We start from the raw sequence: 14,643 nt of genomic DNA on the forward strand, positions 1-14,643 counted from the left end.
CAAGAATTCTTAGAAACTCTTGGTCTTGAACAATCAGGTCTAGATAAATTAATAAAATCATCTTATACGCTATTAGGACTTATGTCTTTCTTAACTGCTGGCGAACCAGAAGTAAGAGCTTGGACTATAAAAATAGGAACAAAAGCTCCTCAAGCAGCTGGTAAAATCCACAGTGATATAGAAAGAGGTTTCATCAGAGCTGAAATAGTAAATTACGACGATCTAGTAGAATGCGGAAGTGTTGCAAACGCTAGAGAAAAAGGTCTTGTTAGACTTGAAGGAAAAGACTACGTAATGCAAGACGGAGATGTTGTAAACTTCAGATTTAACGTATAGAATCTATATAAATTTAATATTATCGAATAAATAAACCGTAGCTTATAAATCAGATTTACAAGCTACGGTTTTATTTTAATATTTCTATATACTTAATTTTATCTACGAACAATTATATTGAAGTATTTTTTCAGATTTTTCAACGCGAATTTTAAAAATAACTGCCAAGACAGCAGAAAATACTCTTGACAACGTAGTACTCCACCAAATCATTTTCTGTCCACCAAATAAAGGAGGTAGTATTAACATAAAAGCCAACATAGCGACTGGTTCTATATAAGTTAAAATATAAGAGAATATATTTTTTTCTGTTGCATAAAAGCCAGCTGTTGTAATACGAGTAATTGCAATAAATGGTATTCCAATCAAGAAAATAGGAAATACATCTGCTACTCCTTGAATAACTTCATTTGAAGCTCCAAACAATACTCCGACTTTTCCTCTTAATACAAATAAAATAACTATACTCACTGCGGATATTAAAATCGCAAATCCGTAAGCTAATCTTCTAATATACTGTATTTTTTCTATGTCTTTTTCTCCATAGTACTTACTCATCAATGGCTGACTACCATCACCAATACCTTGTAAAATCAAATATACTATACAAATAACATATGATATACAAGCATAAACAGCAATCGCCTTTTCACCACCATAAAAAACAGAAAAACGATTAATCAATATTAGTGAAAAATTAGGTGTTACAGCTAGACCAAAAGGAGCAATCCCAACTTTAATAATGGATTTTGATACTTTACTAATTTTTGAAACAGGAATTTTAAAATTAATTTGTCCCTTGTAAAATAAATAAATTAATCCAATAATCATCGCTACACCTTGACCTACAATAGTTGCTAGTGCTGCTCCTACTGTACTCCATTCATATACCCATACAAATAAATAATCTAAAATAATATTTGTAATAAATCCTATAACCATCGTAATCATAGAAAAAGTTGAACCTCCATTATTTCTAATGAGAGGCACTAATCCTGTACTAAAAATTTGTAAACAAGTTCCCAAAGCAATAATAAATACATAATCCTCTCCTAAAGAAAGTAATTCTCCTTCAGCCCCTAATAATTTCAAAATAGGAGTTTTTAAAAGACAAAGAAAAATTGTAACTATAAAACTCGATAATATCAACATCCATAAAGTTCCAGCAACAAATTCTTTAGCCTCTTCTTCTTTTTTCTTCGCTTTATTGATAGAGAAATAAACACCTCCGCCCATGCCAATACCTGTACCTATCGCCTGTATCGACGCAGTAATTGGATAAGCTATATTAATTGTCGAGAGTCCAATATCACCTATACTATTTCCAATAAAATACCCATCTACAATAGCATAAACACCAGACAATGCAAATGCTAATATAGAAGGAATAACATATGATAAAAATTGTTTATTTACATTCATTTATTTTTTTCATTCCTTTCTAATTCTTTTTCAAATAAAATATTAAAAAGATCAACTGTTTCTTTCATTTGAGTTATACGTTCATAACCTATATTTTCATATATACGTTTCTCAATATCAAAAACTGGAGTTATAATTTTTGAAGAATACTCCTTCCCTTTATCTGTTAAGGTAACTGTTTTTTCTCTTTTATCCTTCTGACTCAACTCAAGAGTAATATAATCATTTTTTTTCAAATTTCTGATAACTGTATTAACAGTTTGTTTTGGCAATCCATATCCTTCACTAATTGCCTTTTGAGTTAATTTATCACTTATATTTAATGCATAAAGAACCATAAATTCAGGATATCCTATTCCTTGATTATTTGCCCATCTAGCATATAAAGCTGTTCCTTGTGCCCATGAACAATAAAAATCTTTTATTTTTCTTAAATCATCCATATTTAATTCCCCCTTTAATTAGTATGTATACATACTATTATAGTATTTATAAATACTAATTTCAAATATTTAATCTATTTAATCAAAAAAATATCTCCAACCATATTTTTATGATTAGAGATATTTCTTATTTTTATTTGATTTTAATTTGATTAATTCGCCATCATCATTTTAGCATGAGCTGCAAGAATTTTCTTAGCCTCTTCTCTTACAATTTCTTTTTCACTAAATGGAACCTTTACACCCTTTATCAATTGATAAGTTTCATGTCCTTTTCCTGCAAGTACTATCATATCGCCTTCTTTAGCCATTCTGACAGCAAGCTGAACTGCTTTTTTTCTGTCAGGTTCAACTAGATATTTGCTCTTGTTTTTATCAAATGATTTGGCTATATCGTTTATTATTTCGATAGGGTCTTCAAAGTCTGGATTATCAGATGTAAGTATACTTAAATCGCATTCTCTTGAAGCTACATCTCCTAATTCCTTTCTACGAAGCTTCGTTCTTCCGCCGACTGAACCAAATACACATATTAATCTCTTATGATCGTAATGCTCTAGTGTTTTTAATACATTTTCTAAGCTAACACCATTATGAGCATAATCTATGATAATAGTAGCGTAAGGTAGTACAGATAAAACCTCTACTCTACCACAAACCTTAGCTTCTCTTAAAGCCTGATTTGTTATTTTTCTATCTACACCTAAGTATTTACAAACTGATATTACGGCTAAAGCATTGTAAATACTAAATATACCTGGTGAACATATATAATAATCAGATTTAGTTTCTTTTGTTTTGCATACAAAATTAACTCCTAGAGAATCTATACTCTTTGAGTATTTTATATCTGTCGCCATTATATCTGCTTGTTTTTCTATACCAAAAGTTTCTATATCACAAGTAGCTATCTTGATTATGTCCTTTGCATGCTCATCATCTATATTTATTATTCCATGCTTAGCAAGTGTAAATAATTTAGCCTTACATTCTAAATAATCTTGGAATGTAGGGTGTTCTTTAGGTCCTATATGATCAGGAGATAAATTCGTGAATATAGCTACATCGAAATCTACATGATCGACTCTGCTTTTTTGAAGTCCTCCTGAAGATACCTCCATAGAAACACATTTAACTCCACTGTCTAACATTTTTCTAAAAATTCTATGAAGCTCATAACTTTCAGGTGTTGTGTTAACAGTGCTCTCTGTAATATTATTGAAAAAAGTACCGTTAGTACCTATTACACCAGTATTTATACCTGATTTATTTAAAACCTCACTTATATAATTTGTAATTGTAGTCTTTCCTTTTGTTCCGGTAACCCCAATTACCTTTAGATACTTAGATGGATTGCCAAAGAAATTTGCAGACATTTTAGATAAAGCTACTCTAGTGTCTTTAACTATTATTTTAACAGCATCCTCTGCCATCTCTATATCATCTTGTAGTACAAAAACTCTAGCTCCTCTTGAATAAGCATCGAATACATATTTATGACCATCTACAGTTTCACCCTTAAGTGCAACAAACATATAATCTGCTTTGCATCTTAAAGAGCTATAAGCTATATCTACTATTTCTATTTTGTCAAGTTCATTTAAATTAGTATTGGAGGTAAAGGGAACATCCTCTAACACTTTTGTTAATTTTACCATATATCCTCCTATAATTTTAATTTTTCACTTTTCTATTTGATTTTATAATTGTTTGTCTTGCCAATACTTCTAATGAATCTATATATAGATCATTGTCTAAATTGTTGTCATTTTTTAGAATAGATAATTCTGTGCATCCAAGAACTATGCCATCACATCCATTTTCTTTTAAATGATCGACTAATTTATTAAATTTATTCATGTCAGCTGGTTTTCCACTTTTTATATCGTCGTAAATTATTTCCATGACCTTTTCTTGTCTTTTTTCGTCTAAAACAAAGTACTCCATATCGAATCTTTTGCACATATTTTGGTATAGCTCTGTCTTTATGTTTCCTGTAGTAGCTAAAATTCCTAATTTTTTGTGACCATTTTCCTTGGCGTACTTCACAGTTTCCTCGATAATACTAAGTACAGGTATATTTACGTTTTTATTTATTTTATCATAAAAATAGTGAGCTGTATTACATGTTATCACAATAAAGTCCACTCCAAATCTTTCTAGTTTTTGGGCATCATCTACTAGCGTATATACAGGATTGTCGTCGCTTTGCCCTAAAATATACGCACTTCTATCTGGTGTAGTCGCTCTATTTGTAATCACCATGTCTACATGCTCTTGGTCTGTTTTAGCATCTGTCATATCTACTACCATTTTATAGAAATAAACAGACGCCATCGGACCTAAGCCACCCATTACTCCTACAGTTATATTTTTCATATTATCACCATTCTATTTACAATATTTATTGAATTTTCTAATTTGATTTACACTGTATAGGAATATATACCAGCTTCTCTTTATGTTTCCACTTAAATCGTATTTATATCCAAATGATGTAGCTTCTTTTCCTTCTGAAACTAATTGTTTGCATTTATTTACTAAATCTTTGTTTTTAACAAATTTATATACGACACTTCTTGGTATTACTCTCCAGAAGAAAGGTTCTTTTTGTATTTTTAATTCTAGTTCTTTGTTTTCTACTCTATCTTCAACTACGTATTTAGCTATATTGTTTCCAGAACCTGTTACATAGTAGTTACTTCTACCTTGTCTTAAATTTATTTCAAATACTTTATAAGTGTTATCTCTTGTATCGTATTTTATATCGAAGTTAGAAAATCCTGTATAGTTTATACTTTCTAGGAAATTTTTAAATTTTGTCATTACTTTTTCATCGTATTCTGTAATTATAGCAGCGTGGTTTCCTATTCCCTTTGGAGTATGTTCTTCAAGTAGAACATGTCCTAAACACATCATTTTAACCTTGCCATTTTGGTCTGAGTAGCAAGTTAAAACTCTCATGTGGGAGTCATCTCCTGGTATAAAATCTTGTATAATTAGAGATTTTTCATATCCGTGAGAATATATTTCATCAGTAACCTTTGTAAACTCTTCTTCATCTTTGACAATATATGCTTTTTTCATACCTTCAAATTCATGTTGGAAATAAGTTACACTATCTGATGCCTTTACTATTATAGGATATTTAAATCCAAAGTCCATTACCTTATCGCCTTTGTTGAATACATGAGTCTTTGGATAGTCAAGCCCGTATTCTTCACATATTTGATAGAAAGATTCCTTTTCTATTAATTTATCCTTTAATTCCTTTCCTATATAAGGAACTATGTATTTTGTTGAAAGAATATCTCTATGGTCTATTATAAACTCGGCATATTCATCTTTACATCCGTGTATTATAAATACCTTATTAGGCTCTGCTAATTCATCTGGTAAAGCTAGTAATTTCTTTAAAAATCCTTCTTCATCTTCTATAGTTGTACCTTCTCTATAATCGATTATTTTACTATGGTTAGTCGCACCTATGCGTATTTTTCCAAATGCTATTGATTTTACTCCGTATGCTTCATGATAAGCTCTTGCAACAGAGTAACAATTTATATCTCCACCAACCAATACTGGTTGAATTTTAACATTATTCACTTGATCCACCTCTTATTTTTACTTTAGTTCATTTTAATACAATGGTATTATACTTTATTTTATAGCATATGTCAAAGAACAGACGACAAAAAACATGATAAACTATTGAAATTTCAACTTTTATTCCATATTTCATCATGTTTTTTGTCTAAATTACACTTATTATTTACATTTATCTACATTGATTTTGTACTAACTTCATTTTTAAACTGTTCCATATCTAAATCTGAACTTTTTAGTACTTTATTTAACTTATCGATATCATCTTCAGTTGAATATGCAATATTTACTATTCCAAAATCCTCCTCATAATCCATATATGAATAATAGAATATTTTATCGCAATTATCTTTTTTCAACTCTTGATTTATTAGATAGACTATATTTTCATCAAACGAAGAAGTATCCTTGTTCAATTTAACAGTTACTTTTTTGCCGTTTATCTCTAGCTCAACTACTTTTTCTTTGAGGCTATCCTTTTCACTTATATATGCAATCTCGACCTCACCTTTTGATATATCAGACATATTATTTGTGATATCTTCATAGCTATATCCATAATCCAATATATCGCTGTCAAAAGACATTATATTTTTCGCATCGAGCTCGATACTTTTATCCTTATCCTTCGTATCATTTAATAAGTCTTCTAAATCTATATCTATATTAAAGGTATTATTAAATGAATAGTAAACCTCCCAATTGCCTAAAATACAATCCTCTAATTTTAATTTTTTACCTTTTCTCTCTAAGCAGCCTACCGTAGTTATCTCTCTACCTAAGCTGTATTTTTCTAATTCTTCAAATTCTTCATTATAATCTCTATCGAAATAACACTCTAATTTGTAATCGCTATCTGTCTTCAAATTTATTTTTAAAGTTCTATAATCTACTTTATCTATGTTTTCGATTTTTCCAGTTAACTCTATATATTCATCTATATACTCGCTATCAGCATCTTCTAAATCGTCCTCATATTCTTCTATTAATTCGTCTACTGTAACACAAACATCCTCACCAAATCCCTCAAAAAAATCGCCCCATATGCTCTCAAATTCACTCTGAGTATACGTAGCAGACTTGCTATTATTTATATAGTTTAATTTATTAAAAATTAAACCTATAGCAACACATATTAATATAAAAAACACCATAAATATTGTAAATCCCTGATGCATTCTAAAAAAATTCCTCTGATTTGCCCCACACTTCGAACATGTTTTAGCATTTTTTTCTATTTTCTCACCGCAATGCCTACAAAATTTTTCTTTTTTCATATAAAAATTCCCCTTATTCTAAATTAGCATAATTTTCAATACCGCTATATTTATATTATACATAAAAATATATCTTCTCCATAGAAACAATTTTGTCAATTTTAATTTAAAAAAAGTCTAACCTCATATTATATAAGATTAGACCCTTAATATAAATTTCTATAATTTGATATTTTTACACATCGTAAGAATAGTCTGCTATATTTTTACAGTGGTCAGATACCCTCTCTAGATTAGTCAATATATCGAAATAAATTACACCGGCATCTACTGTACATCTGCCTTCATTTAATCTTTGTAGATGGTGATTTCTATATCCAAGCTCTAGTAAATCGACTTGTTTTTCATTTTCGTGAACTCTTTTTCTAAGCTCTAGATTTACTTCATCTAAGCACTCCATAGAATCTTTAAAATTGCCCGCTGCTAAAGTATATATTTCTCTTATTTCATTTTGTGCGTGTTCTGAGAAACTCAACTTATCGCTAACTAAGTTCTTTCCTAATTCAGCTATATTTTCTCCATGGTCTGATATTCTCTCGATATCAGTAACTGCGTATATTAAATTTGTGACTTTATTACGCTCATCTTCATTTAAAGGCACTTTAGATAATTTCACCAAGAAACTTAGCACTTGCTTTTGAATTTCATTTACTTTTGCTTCCATCTCAAAAGTCTTATTTAATTCATCTTCTGAATAATTAAGTACTCCATTTACTGCGTATTCTAGAGATTTTGATGCATACTCAGCCATTTCTTTAACTTCTAAAACTGCATTACCTACAGCTATACTTGGTGTTTCTATCATTCTTTCATCTATGTACTTAACTTCAGAAGCTTCTTCTTCCTCTTCAGTAACTGGTATTAATCTTAAAACAAATTTTACTATATATTTTGAGAATGGTAAAAGTATTATAACATTTACAATATTGAATAAAGTATGGGCATTAGCTATTTGTCTAGCTATATTATTTGGATCTAAATAAGATACTACCATACTTATCGGTTTAGTAAATACTACTATAAATAATATAGTTCCTATTACATTGAAAGTTAAATGCATAAACGCAGCCCTCTTTGCATTCTTAGATGCACCTAAACTAGATAAAAGTGAAGTAACACAAGTACCGATATTATCTCCATATAATATAGGTAAAGCTGCACTCAATGGAAGTATCCCTTGTGAAGCCAATGCTATTAGCATACCCATAGATGCACTAGATGATTGAACTATACCTGTAATTAAAAATCCAGCAAGTATTCCTAATAAAGGATGAGAACCTACATATATAAGCGCGTCTCTGAACTGTGGTAAATCAGCTAATGGACTTACAGCCTCCTTCATAAATTCCATACCTGTAAACAACATACCAAATCCCAATAATATCTCTGCATATTGCTTTTGCTTTTGATTTTTAGCTGCTAAATATATGATTATACCTATACCCAATGCTATAGGCGCTATGTCCTCTAAGCTAAATGATACTAGCTGTGCTGTAACAGTTGTACCTATATTAGCACCCATTATTACACCTATTGCTTGAGATAATGTCATTATCCCGGCATTTACGAAACCTACAACCATTACGGTTGTGGCACTTGAGCTCTGTATTATACCTGTTACTACAGTACCTACTAAAACTCCCATGACTACATTGCTTGTTAAAAATCCTATTATTTTCTTTAATTGATCTCCTGCACATTTTTGAAGGCCGTCACCCATCATATTCATACCGTATAAGAATAATCCTAGGCCGCCTAATAGACTAATTGCAATTCCCACGTTTGCTCCTCCTTAAGACTTATAAATTAATTCTATTAAATAATACATTAAAATGCGATTTTAATGGCTAAATAAATGTTAATTCAATCTTAAGATTACGTTAAATATTAAGTTCATATTAACACCGAATTAAATTCACATAAAAAAGGTATATAAAATGATAATTTTTTGTAAAATTTATCAATCTATATACCTTTATTCTTAACATATTTTTTCTAAATTATTCTATTATTATTTTTCCTTGATTAAACCTTTCTTATACGCCATAACCAGCATCTTCAGGTCGTTTATTTCTTCCTGCATTTTTTCTCCATCAAGTGTATCTCTCACATACATTCTACGCGCTATATCCTCTACTACTACTGAAGTTGACAGTATGTCGCTTTCCTTTTTAATAGCATCCTCTGCTGAAGAGAATGGTTCATGCGCAACTAGTTGAAGAGTATATGAGTTGTAAATTAAAGTATATCCAGCTATACCAGTTTTTCCTTGGTATGCTCTAGAAAATCCTCCATCTATAACTAGGATTTTTCCACCTGCTTTTATTGGACTTTCTCCCTTTTTGCTTTCAACTGGAACGTGACCTGTTATAATATGTGATTGCTCGTAGTCAAGTCCAAACTCGTCGAAAATCTTGTTGCATATCTCTTCATTTTCTCTCAATGTGTAGTATGGATTTTTATTTTCAACATGTGTCTTCTTATCTGCAATAAAATATCTCTCATATGTAGTCATATCGTCTTTTCCAAATAGAGAAGAACATTTCCCTGTCCATAGATACCACATCATATCCATACCGAATTGTTTTTCAGGACCATCTTTATAGAAATATCCTTTTCTAGCGTAAGAATCCATTTGATCCATCAATTCTCGACCTTTATATTCTTTACCCTTTATCTTCATAGACATAAAATCGCCTTTTTCATCAAGTGGAATACATCCATGAACTAGTAGATTTTTATTTGCAATTAAATATATACTTCCTTTAGAGAATAAGAAAGAAACGTGTTTTTGTAATTTTTCACTGCCTTTAAATGAAGCTACTAGCTTGTCCATAAGAGCTTGTTCTTCTTTAGTCAGTTTATATGGAGATTTAGGATCTATAGTTGGGAAGTTTGTATCTCTTAATTTATATTCTTTTCCTTTTAATGTTATAGTTCCTGTTTCATAGTTTACTTTGTCTAAAAGAAGTCTATGCTTCATATCGAATTCAGGGTTGTTGTTTATTACCTCTGCTTCTAACTTAAATTGTATAATACTAATAGCCTTGTGCATTTTTGCGATTAATGATTTTTCCTTTGTTGAGACCTCTCCTTCTCCTACCTTAGGCATAAATTCAGTACATGGATCGTCTTTATAAGCTTCTAATGCAAATGTAGCTAGAGGAAGTAGGTTTATTCCGTAGATATCTTCAACTATATCTAGATTTGCATATCTTGAAGATATTCTGACTGCATTTGCTATACATACCTTTTGACCTGCTGCTGCACCCATCCATAAGATATCGTGGTTTCCCCATTGTATATCTACATTGTAGTGATTCATCAATGTGTCCATTATAATATCAGGTCTTGGGCCTCTATCGTAGACGTCTCCTACTATATGTAATCTATCTACAACTAGCTTTTGGATAACCTTTGATAAAGCTATTATAAATTCCCTAGATCTATCTATTTCAATTATAGTTTCTATTATGCTCTTATAATACCCCTCTTTATGTGGGCTGTTTTGATCTGGATGTAATAATTCTTCAATTATATATTTGAAATCATCAGGAAGAAATTTTCTAACTTTAGATCTTGTATATTTACTAGACGCATATCTACAAAGCTCTATAAGTCTGTGAATAGTTATTCTATAAAAATCTTCTAAATCTTCCTCTTCTTTGACAAGCAAATCTAACTTTTGTTCTGGATAATAAACTATTGTAGCTAATTTTTTTCTTTCAGCTTCAGAGACTATATTTCCAAATAGCTCTTCTATCTTTCTCTTTATAACACCAGACCCATTTCTAAGTACATGTACAAATGGTTCGTATTCGCCGTGTAAATCTGATAGGAAATGTTCTGTCCCCTTTGGAAGGCTAAGTATTGCTTCTAAATTTATTATTTCTGCACTGGCACTAGAAATACTTGGATACTGTTTAGATAGTAATTTTAAATACTTAAGTTGGCTTTCTAAATATTCATCAGATATATTTTTCATATTAATATTCCTCCTAATATATTTTTCACGATTTAATTTTATTGGTCTAAATCCTTATATAAATTATAGCATACTCTTTATGTTTTTTCGGCTTAATAATGTATATTTTTTAATTATTTATGTCCTATTATTTATCTTTTTATAGACTTTTTAGTCATTTTTCATACTATAATAAATACTTTTAATTTTAATTAATTTTCTTATAAAAAAAATACTTTTTCTTGCATTATGAATGAATTTAATATACAATATATTTATAAAAATTATAAAAATATTGTAAATTTTTAGATAATTTTAAGTAGCATTCCCTATAATTTTAAATATATAATTAAACATTGTAATTAACATTGTGCATGCAAAATAGCCATAAGTTATTATAGATCCCCTTCTAATATTCTTATGGCTATTTTGCTGTATTTAATTATATAGCTCTAGTATATTCTTTTAACCATTTTACTTCTTCTTCATCTAAGTAAGGTGATATTTTTTCGAAAACCTCTCTATGGTAATTGTTTAAAAATTCTTTTTCTGATTTATCCATATAATCTGGATCTACACCATCTAAATCTATAGGTGAAAAAGTTATAGTTTCAAATTCCATAAATTGGTCTGATCCGATTTTTTGAGCCTTTTTGCACAATAATTCGTTTTCAATTCTTATACCGTGTTTTCCTTCTATATATACTCCTGGCTCGTTAGTCGTGATCATGCCTTCTTCTAAAACGCATGAATCATTTCTCTCAGGTACTACCTTCCATCTAAATCCATTTGGACCCTCGTGCACATTTAACACAAATCCTACACCGTGACCTGTACCGCATTTGTAGTCTATACCTATATCCCATAGTGGACCTCTAGCCAATATATCCAAATTTATACCTCTGCATCCATATAAAAATTTAGCCTTAGATAAACGTATCATACCTCTTAAGGTAGAAGTATAATGTAGTTTTTCCTCCTCAGTTATATCTCCTAATATATATGTTCTAGTTATATCTGTAGTCCCTGTAAAATACTGACCTCCAGAATCTACAAGAAGCATTCCCTCTGGCTTTAATTCGCAGTCGCTTTCTTCTGTTGCGCTGTAGTGCATCATAGCAGCGTGATCTTTATATGCTGATATAGTATCAAAGCTCAAATCAAAGCAAGATTCTTCTTCTCTTCTAAGCTCCTCTAATTTATCAGAAGCGCTTATCTCTGTTATTTTCATCTTTCCTACATTAGTCTTTAACCAGTACATAAATTTAGTCATCGCAACACCATCTTTTATATGACATTTTCTCAAGTTTTCTAATTCAACCTCATTTTTTACTGATTTGAAAATAAATGTAGGGTTTTGTTCATTTATTATTTTTACATCAGAAGGTATATTTTTATATATGTTGTAGTTCACTTTAGCTTCGTCTAATAAAACTGTTTCATTTTCTTTTATTTCTTTGACAAAATCGTATATTTCAAAATAATCTCTGATTTCTACACCTATTTTATCAAAGCTTTCTTTTATATCTTGATTTAATTTATTTTCATCTACAAAATAGTAAACTTTATCTAAAGTCATAACTACACTAGATATAACTACAGGATTATACGCTATATCATTACCTCTTATATTTAACAGCCATGCTATATCGTCTAGAGAATTTAATATATGCACAGTTGCATTTTTCTTTTTCATTTCTTCTCTAACTCTAGATAATTTGTCCTCTGCACTTTCCCCAGCGTATTTTATATCTAGTAAAAATGCCTTTTCACTAGGCATAGCTGGTCTATCCTCCCAAAGCTCATCTACTAAATCGTATTCGTAGACTATTTTTATACCTTTTTCGCCGTATTTCTTTTCGTAATTATTTCCCTCCTTAGCACTTATAACTCTTCCGTCAAATGCAAGGGTATCTCCTTTTTTCAACACTTCATCTAAATACTCTTCAACAGTTAAGACACCTTCTTCACCCATCTTAAATAGCTTTATTGTAGAATCCTTTAATTGGTTTTCTGCCTGTATAAAATATCTTCCATCTGTCCAAAGTCCAGCATCATCTAAAGTTACAACTACAGTTCCTGCTGAACCTGTAAATCCTGATATAAATTTTCTACATTTAAAATAATCCCCTACATATTCACTTTGGTGAAAATCAGCTGAAGGTATTATATAAGCGAAAATCCCCTTGTCCTTCATAGATTTTCTTAGTTTTTCTAATCTATCTACTACCATTGTCATACCTCTTTTCTTGTTTAATCTACTTTGTCACTCTTTTATCTTAATACTCCTTACTAAACTTTACAACTTCCTTACAATTTTTGTATTTATATTGATATTTTAATATATAAGAAATATTATTAAAAGGTAAAAAATATACTAAAATTAACATTAGTTGACTTGAACATCATTTTTTTATGGAATATAATCTATATATGAAAATTTTTATTTTAAAATATGCACTCTTTTATGCAGTTTTTAGAGGAGGGATATAATATGAAAATACAAAATAATCAATTTCTAGAAGACAACTCTAAACTAATATTAAAATTTGACTACACAAATTGCTTTGACCTTATACACGAATGGCTTGATATTCCCTCTATAATCTCAAAGATATACAAAAAATTTTTTCACGTTATGTTTATTATTTTTGTAATAAGCATATTTTTTAGACCGTCTATTGAACTGGTTATTTTAAACTTAGGATTTGCAGTATTGTTTTTTTTAGTATTTATAGGAGTTCACCAATTTTTACATTTAATTGCAGCTTATATTATAGGATGTAAAAATGTAAAATTAGTAATACCAAAAGCTAACGTATTTTGTTACTGTGATAGAAGGGTATTTACCTCTAGCGAATATATATTTTTATCCATATTTCCATTTATAATAGTAACTATATGTAGTGTATTCTTAGCAATAAATTTTCCTGAATATATAGGGGCTACAGCTATTTTCAATATATTAAACGTGACTTTTTCAAATGGGGATATAGCTATAACTAATTACTTTTTAAAAAACCGAGATGTATATTTTTATTGCGAACAAGATAAAAGTACTGCTTACTTATATAAAAAACTCTAGCTAAATTGGGGAACCAAACGCTAGAGCCTTTTATTTATTAGGTTACTTTATTTTCTTTAAATCTTCTACTATATTATCCATAGAATGGCAGTTACCTGCTGAAGAGCAACTACTACAACCACATCCACAACCGCCTTTTCCAGATTTTGTTTTTTTAATAAAACCACCAATTGTCGCTACTACTATCAAAATAGCAACTATTGCAATTATATAATTAATCATATCGACATCTCCATTTTATCTAAAATATCACTCCACATATTAGATATACTACAAATGCAACTATATAAGCTGTTACCATTTGGAATGCTACAGTTATTCCAGTCCATTTCCAAGAGCCCATTTCCCTTTTTATAGCACCTACTGCTGCGAAACAAGGCATACAAAGTAAATTAAATGTCATATAAGCAAATGCTGATGCCTTAGTAAATACTGCTGCAAGTCCGTCAAGTGCAGCTGCACCTTCCATAGCAGCTTCCGCTACTGCATCTGTAGCACCGAATAATACTC

12 protein-coding genes and 1 pseudogene are annotated in these 14,643 nt (G+C 30.0%); 2 read left to right on the top strand and 11 right to left on the bottom strand.

Annotated features, from left to right (window positions below):
• A partial coding sequence (locus tag MR593_RS01620; protein ID WP_290686274.1) for a DUF933 domain-containing protein occupies positions 1 to 336 on the top strand: 336 nt, incomplete at its 5' end.
• A gap of 102 nt (positions 337 to 438) precedes the next feature.
• On the opposite strand, the gene MR593_RS01625 is transcribed toward MR593_RS01620, so the two are convergent.
• The 9 genes from MR593_RS01625 to MR593_RS01665 all read right to left on the bottom strand — a co-directional run bounded on the left by MR593_RS01625 (position 439) and on the right by MR593_RS01665 (position 13,281).
• Positions 439 to 1,758 (bottom strand): MATE family efflux transporter, encoded by a 1,320-nt coding sequence (locus tag MR593_RS01625; protein ID WP_290686276.1) that lies wholly within the window; start codon positions 1,756 to 1,758, stop codon positions 439 to 441.
• Entirely contained in the window at positions 1,755 to 2,201 is a 447-nt protein-coding gene (locus tag MR593_RS01630; protein ID WP_290686278.1) for a MarR family winged helix-turn-helix transcriptional regulator, read from the bottom strand. The genes MR593_RS01625 and MR593_RS01630 overlap by 4 nt, the downstream gene beginning before the upstream one ends.
• A gap of 152 nt (positions 2,202 to 2,353) precedes the next feature.
• A complete protein-coding gene (locus MR593_RS01635) occupies positions 2,354 to 3,859 on the bottom strand; it encodes a UDP-N-acetylmuramoyl-L-alanyl-D-glutamate--2,6-diaminopimelate ligase (RefSeq protein WP_290686280.1) in 1,506 nt (501 codons plus the stop codon).
• A gap of 16 nt (positions 3,860 to 3,875) precedes the next feature.
• A complete protein-coding gene (locus MR593_RS01640; protein ID WP_290686282.1) occupies positions 3,876 to 4,580 on the bottom strand; it encodes an aspartate/glutamate racemase family protein in 705 nt (234 codons plus the stop codon).
• Positions 4,581 to 4,592: 12 nt separating this feature from the next.
• Positions 4,593 to 5,807: a carboxylate--amine ligase gene (locus tag MR593_RS01645; protein ID WP_290686284.1), complete on the bottom strand. Its 1,215-nt coding sequence runs from the start codon at positions 5,805 to 5,807 to the stop codon at positions 4,593 to 4,595.
• Positions 5,808 to 5,983: 176 nt separating this feature from the next.
• On the bottom strand, positions 5,984 to 7,084 hold the full coding sequence (locus MR593_RS01650; protein ID WP_290686286.1) for an OB-fold protein: 1,101 nt from the start codon (positions 7,082 to 7,084) through the stop codon (positions 5,984 to 5,986).
• A gap of 175 nt (positions 7,085 to 7,259) precedes the next feature.
• Positions 7,260 to 8,864 carry a Na/Pi cotransporter family protein gene (locus tag MR593_RS01655; protein ID WP_290686288.1) on the bottom strand — a complete coding sequence of 535 codons (1,605 nt, stop codon included), beginning with the start codon at positions 8,862 to 8,864 and terminating at the stop codon, positions 7,260 to 7,262.
• 231 nt (positions 8,865 to 9,095) lie between these two features.
• On the bottom strand, positions 9,096 to 11,069 hold the full coding sequence (locus tag MR593_RS01660) for a fructose-1,6-bisphosphatase (protein ID WP_290686290.1): 1,974 nt from the start codon (positions 11,067 to 11,069) through the stop codon (positions 9,096 to 9,098).
• 421 nt (positions 11,070 to 11,490) lie between these two features.
• Positions 11,491 to 13,281: an aminopeptidase P family protein gene (locus tag MR593_RS01665; protein WP_290686292.1), complete on the bottom strand. Its 1,791-nt coding sequence runs from the start codon at positions 13,279 to 13,281 to the stop codon at positions 11,491 to 11,493.
• Positions 13,282 to 13,542: 261 nt separating this feature from the next.
• Here MR593_RS01665 and MR593_RS01670 point away from each other — a divergent pair, with 261 nt between their 5' ends.
• Positions 13,543 to 14,133 (top strand): DUF3267 domain-containing protein, encoded by a 591-nt coding sequence (locus tag MR593_RS01670; RefSeq protein ID WP_290686294.1) that lies wholly within the window; start codon positions 13,543 to 13,545, stop codon positions 14,131 to 14,133.
• A gap of 42 nt (positions 14,134 to 14,175) precedes the next feature.
• Here MR593_RS01670 and MR593_RS01675 read toward each other — a convergent pair whose 3' ends face one another.
• Positions 14,176 to 14,355, bottom strand: coding sequence for a FeoB-associated Cys-rich membrane protein (locus MR593_RS01675; RefSeq protein WP_290686296.1), 180 nt, complete (start codon positions 14,353 to 14,355; stop codon positions 14,176 to 14,178).
• 19 nt (positions 14,356 to 14,374) lie between these two features.
• Positions 14,375 to 14,643, bottom strand: a pseudogene (locus tag MR593_RS01680) (nucleoside recognition domain-containing protein); the annotation flags it as partial.

The sequence above is a fragment of the Intestinibacter sp. genome (assembly GCF_022780145.1).
GTDB lineage: Bacteria > Bacillota > Clostridia > Peptostreptococcales > Peptostreptococcaceae > Intestinibacter.

Bases quoted from the DNA above. Each gene is read 5' to 3' on its own strand.
- MR593_RS01640 (WP_290686282.1), bottom strand. From the start codon at position 4,580: ATGAAAAATATAACTGTAGGAGTAATGGGTGGCTTAGGTCCGATGGCG.
- MR593_RS01665 (WP_290686292.1), bottom strand. From the start codon at position 13,281: ATGGTAGTAGATAGATTAGAAAAACTAAGAAAATCTATGAAGGACAAG.
- MR593_RS01660 (WP_290686290.1), bottom strand. From the start codon at position 11,069: ATGAAAAATATATCTGATGAATATTTAGAAAGCCAACTTAAGTATTTA.
- MR593_RS01670 (WP_290686294.1), top strand. From the start codon at position 13,543: ATGAAAATACAAAATAATCAATTTCTAGAAGACAACTCTAAACTAATA.
- MR593_RS01625 (WP_290686276.1), bottom strand. From the start codon at position 1,758: ATGAATGTAAATAAACAATTTTTATCATATGTTATTCCTTCTATATTA.
- MR593_RS01635 (WP_290686280.1), bottom strand. From the start codon at position 3,859: ATGGTAAAATTAACAAAAGTGTTAGAGGATGTTCCCTTTACCTCCAAT.
- MR593_RS01675 (WP_290686296.1), bottom strand. From the start codon at position 14,355: ATGATTAATTATATAATTGCAATAGTTGCTATTTTGATAGTAGTAGCG.
- MR593_RS01630 (WP_290686278.1), bottom strand. From the start codon at position 2,201: ATGGATGATTTAAGAAAAATAAAAGATTTTTATTGTTCATGGGCACAA.
- MR593_RS01650 (WP_290686286.1), bottom strand. From the start codon at position 7,084: ATGAAAAAAGAAAAATTTTGTAGGCATTGCGGTGAGAAAATAGAAAAA.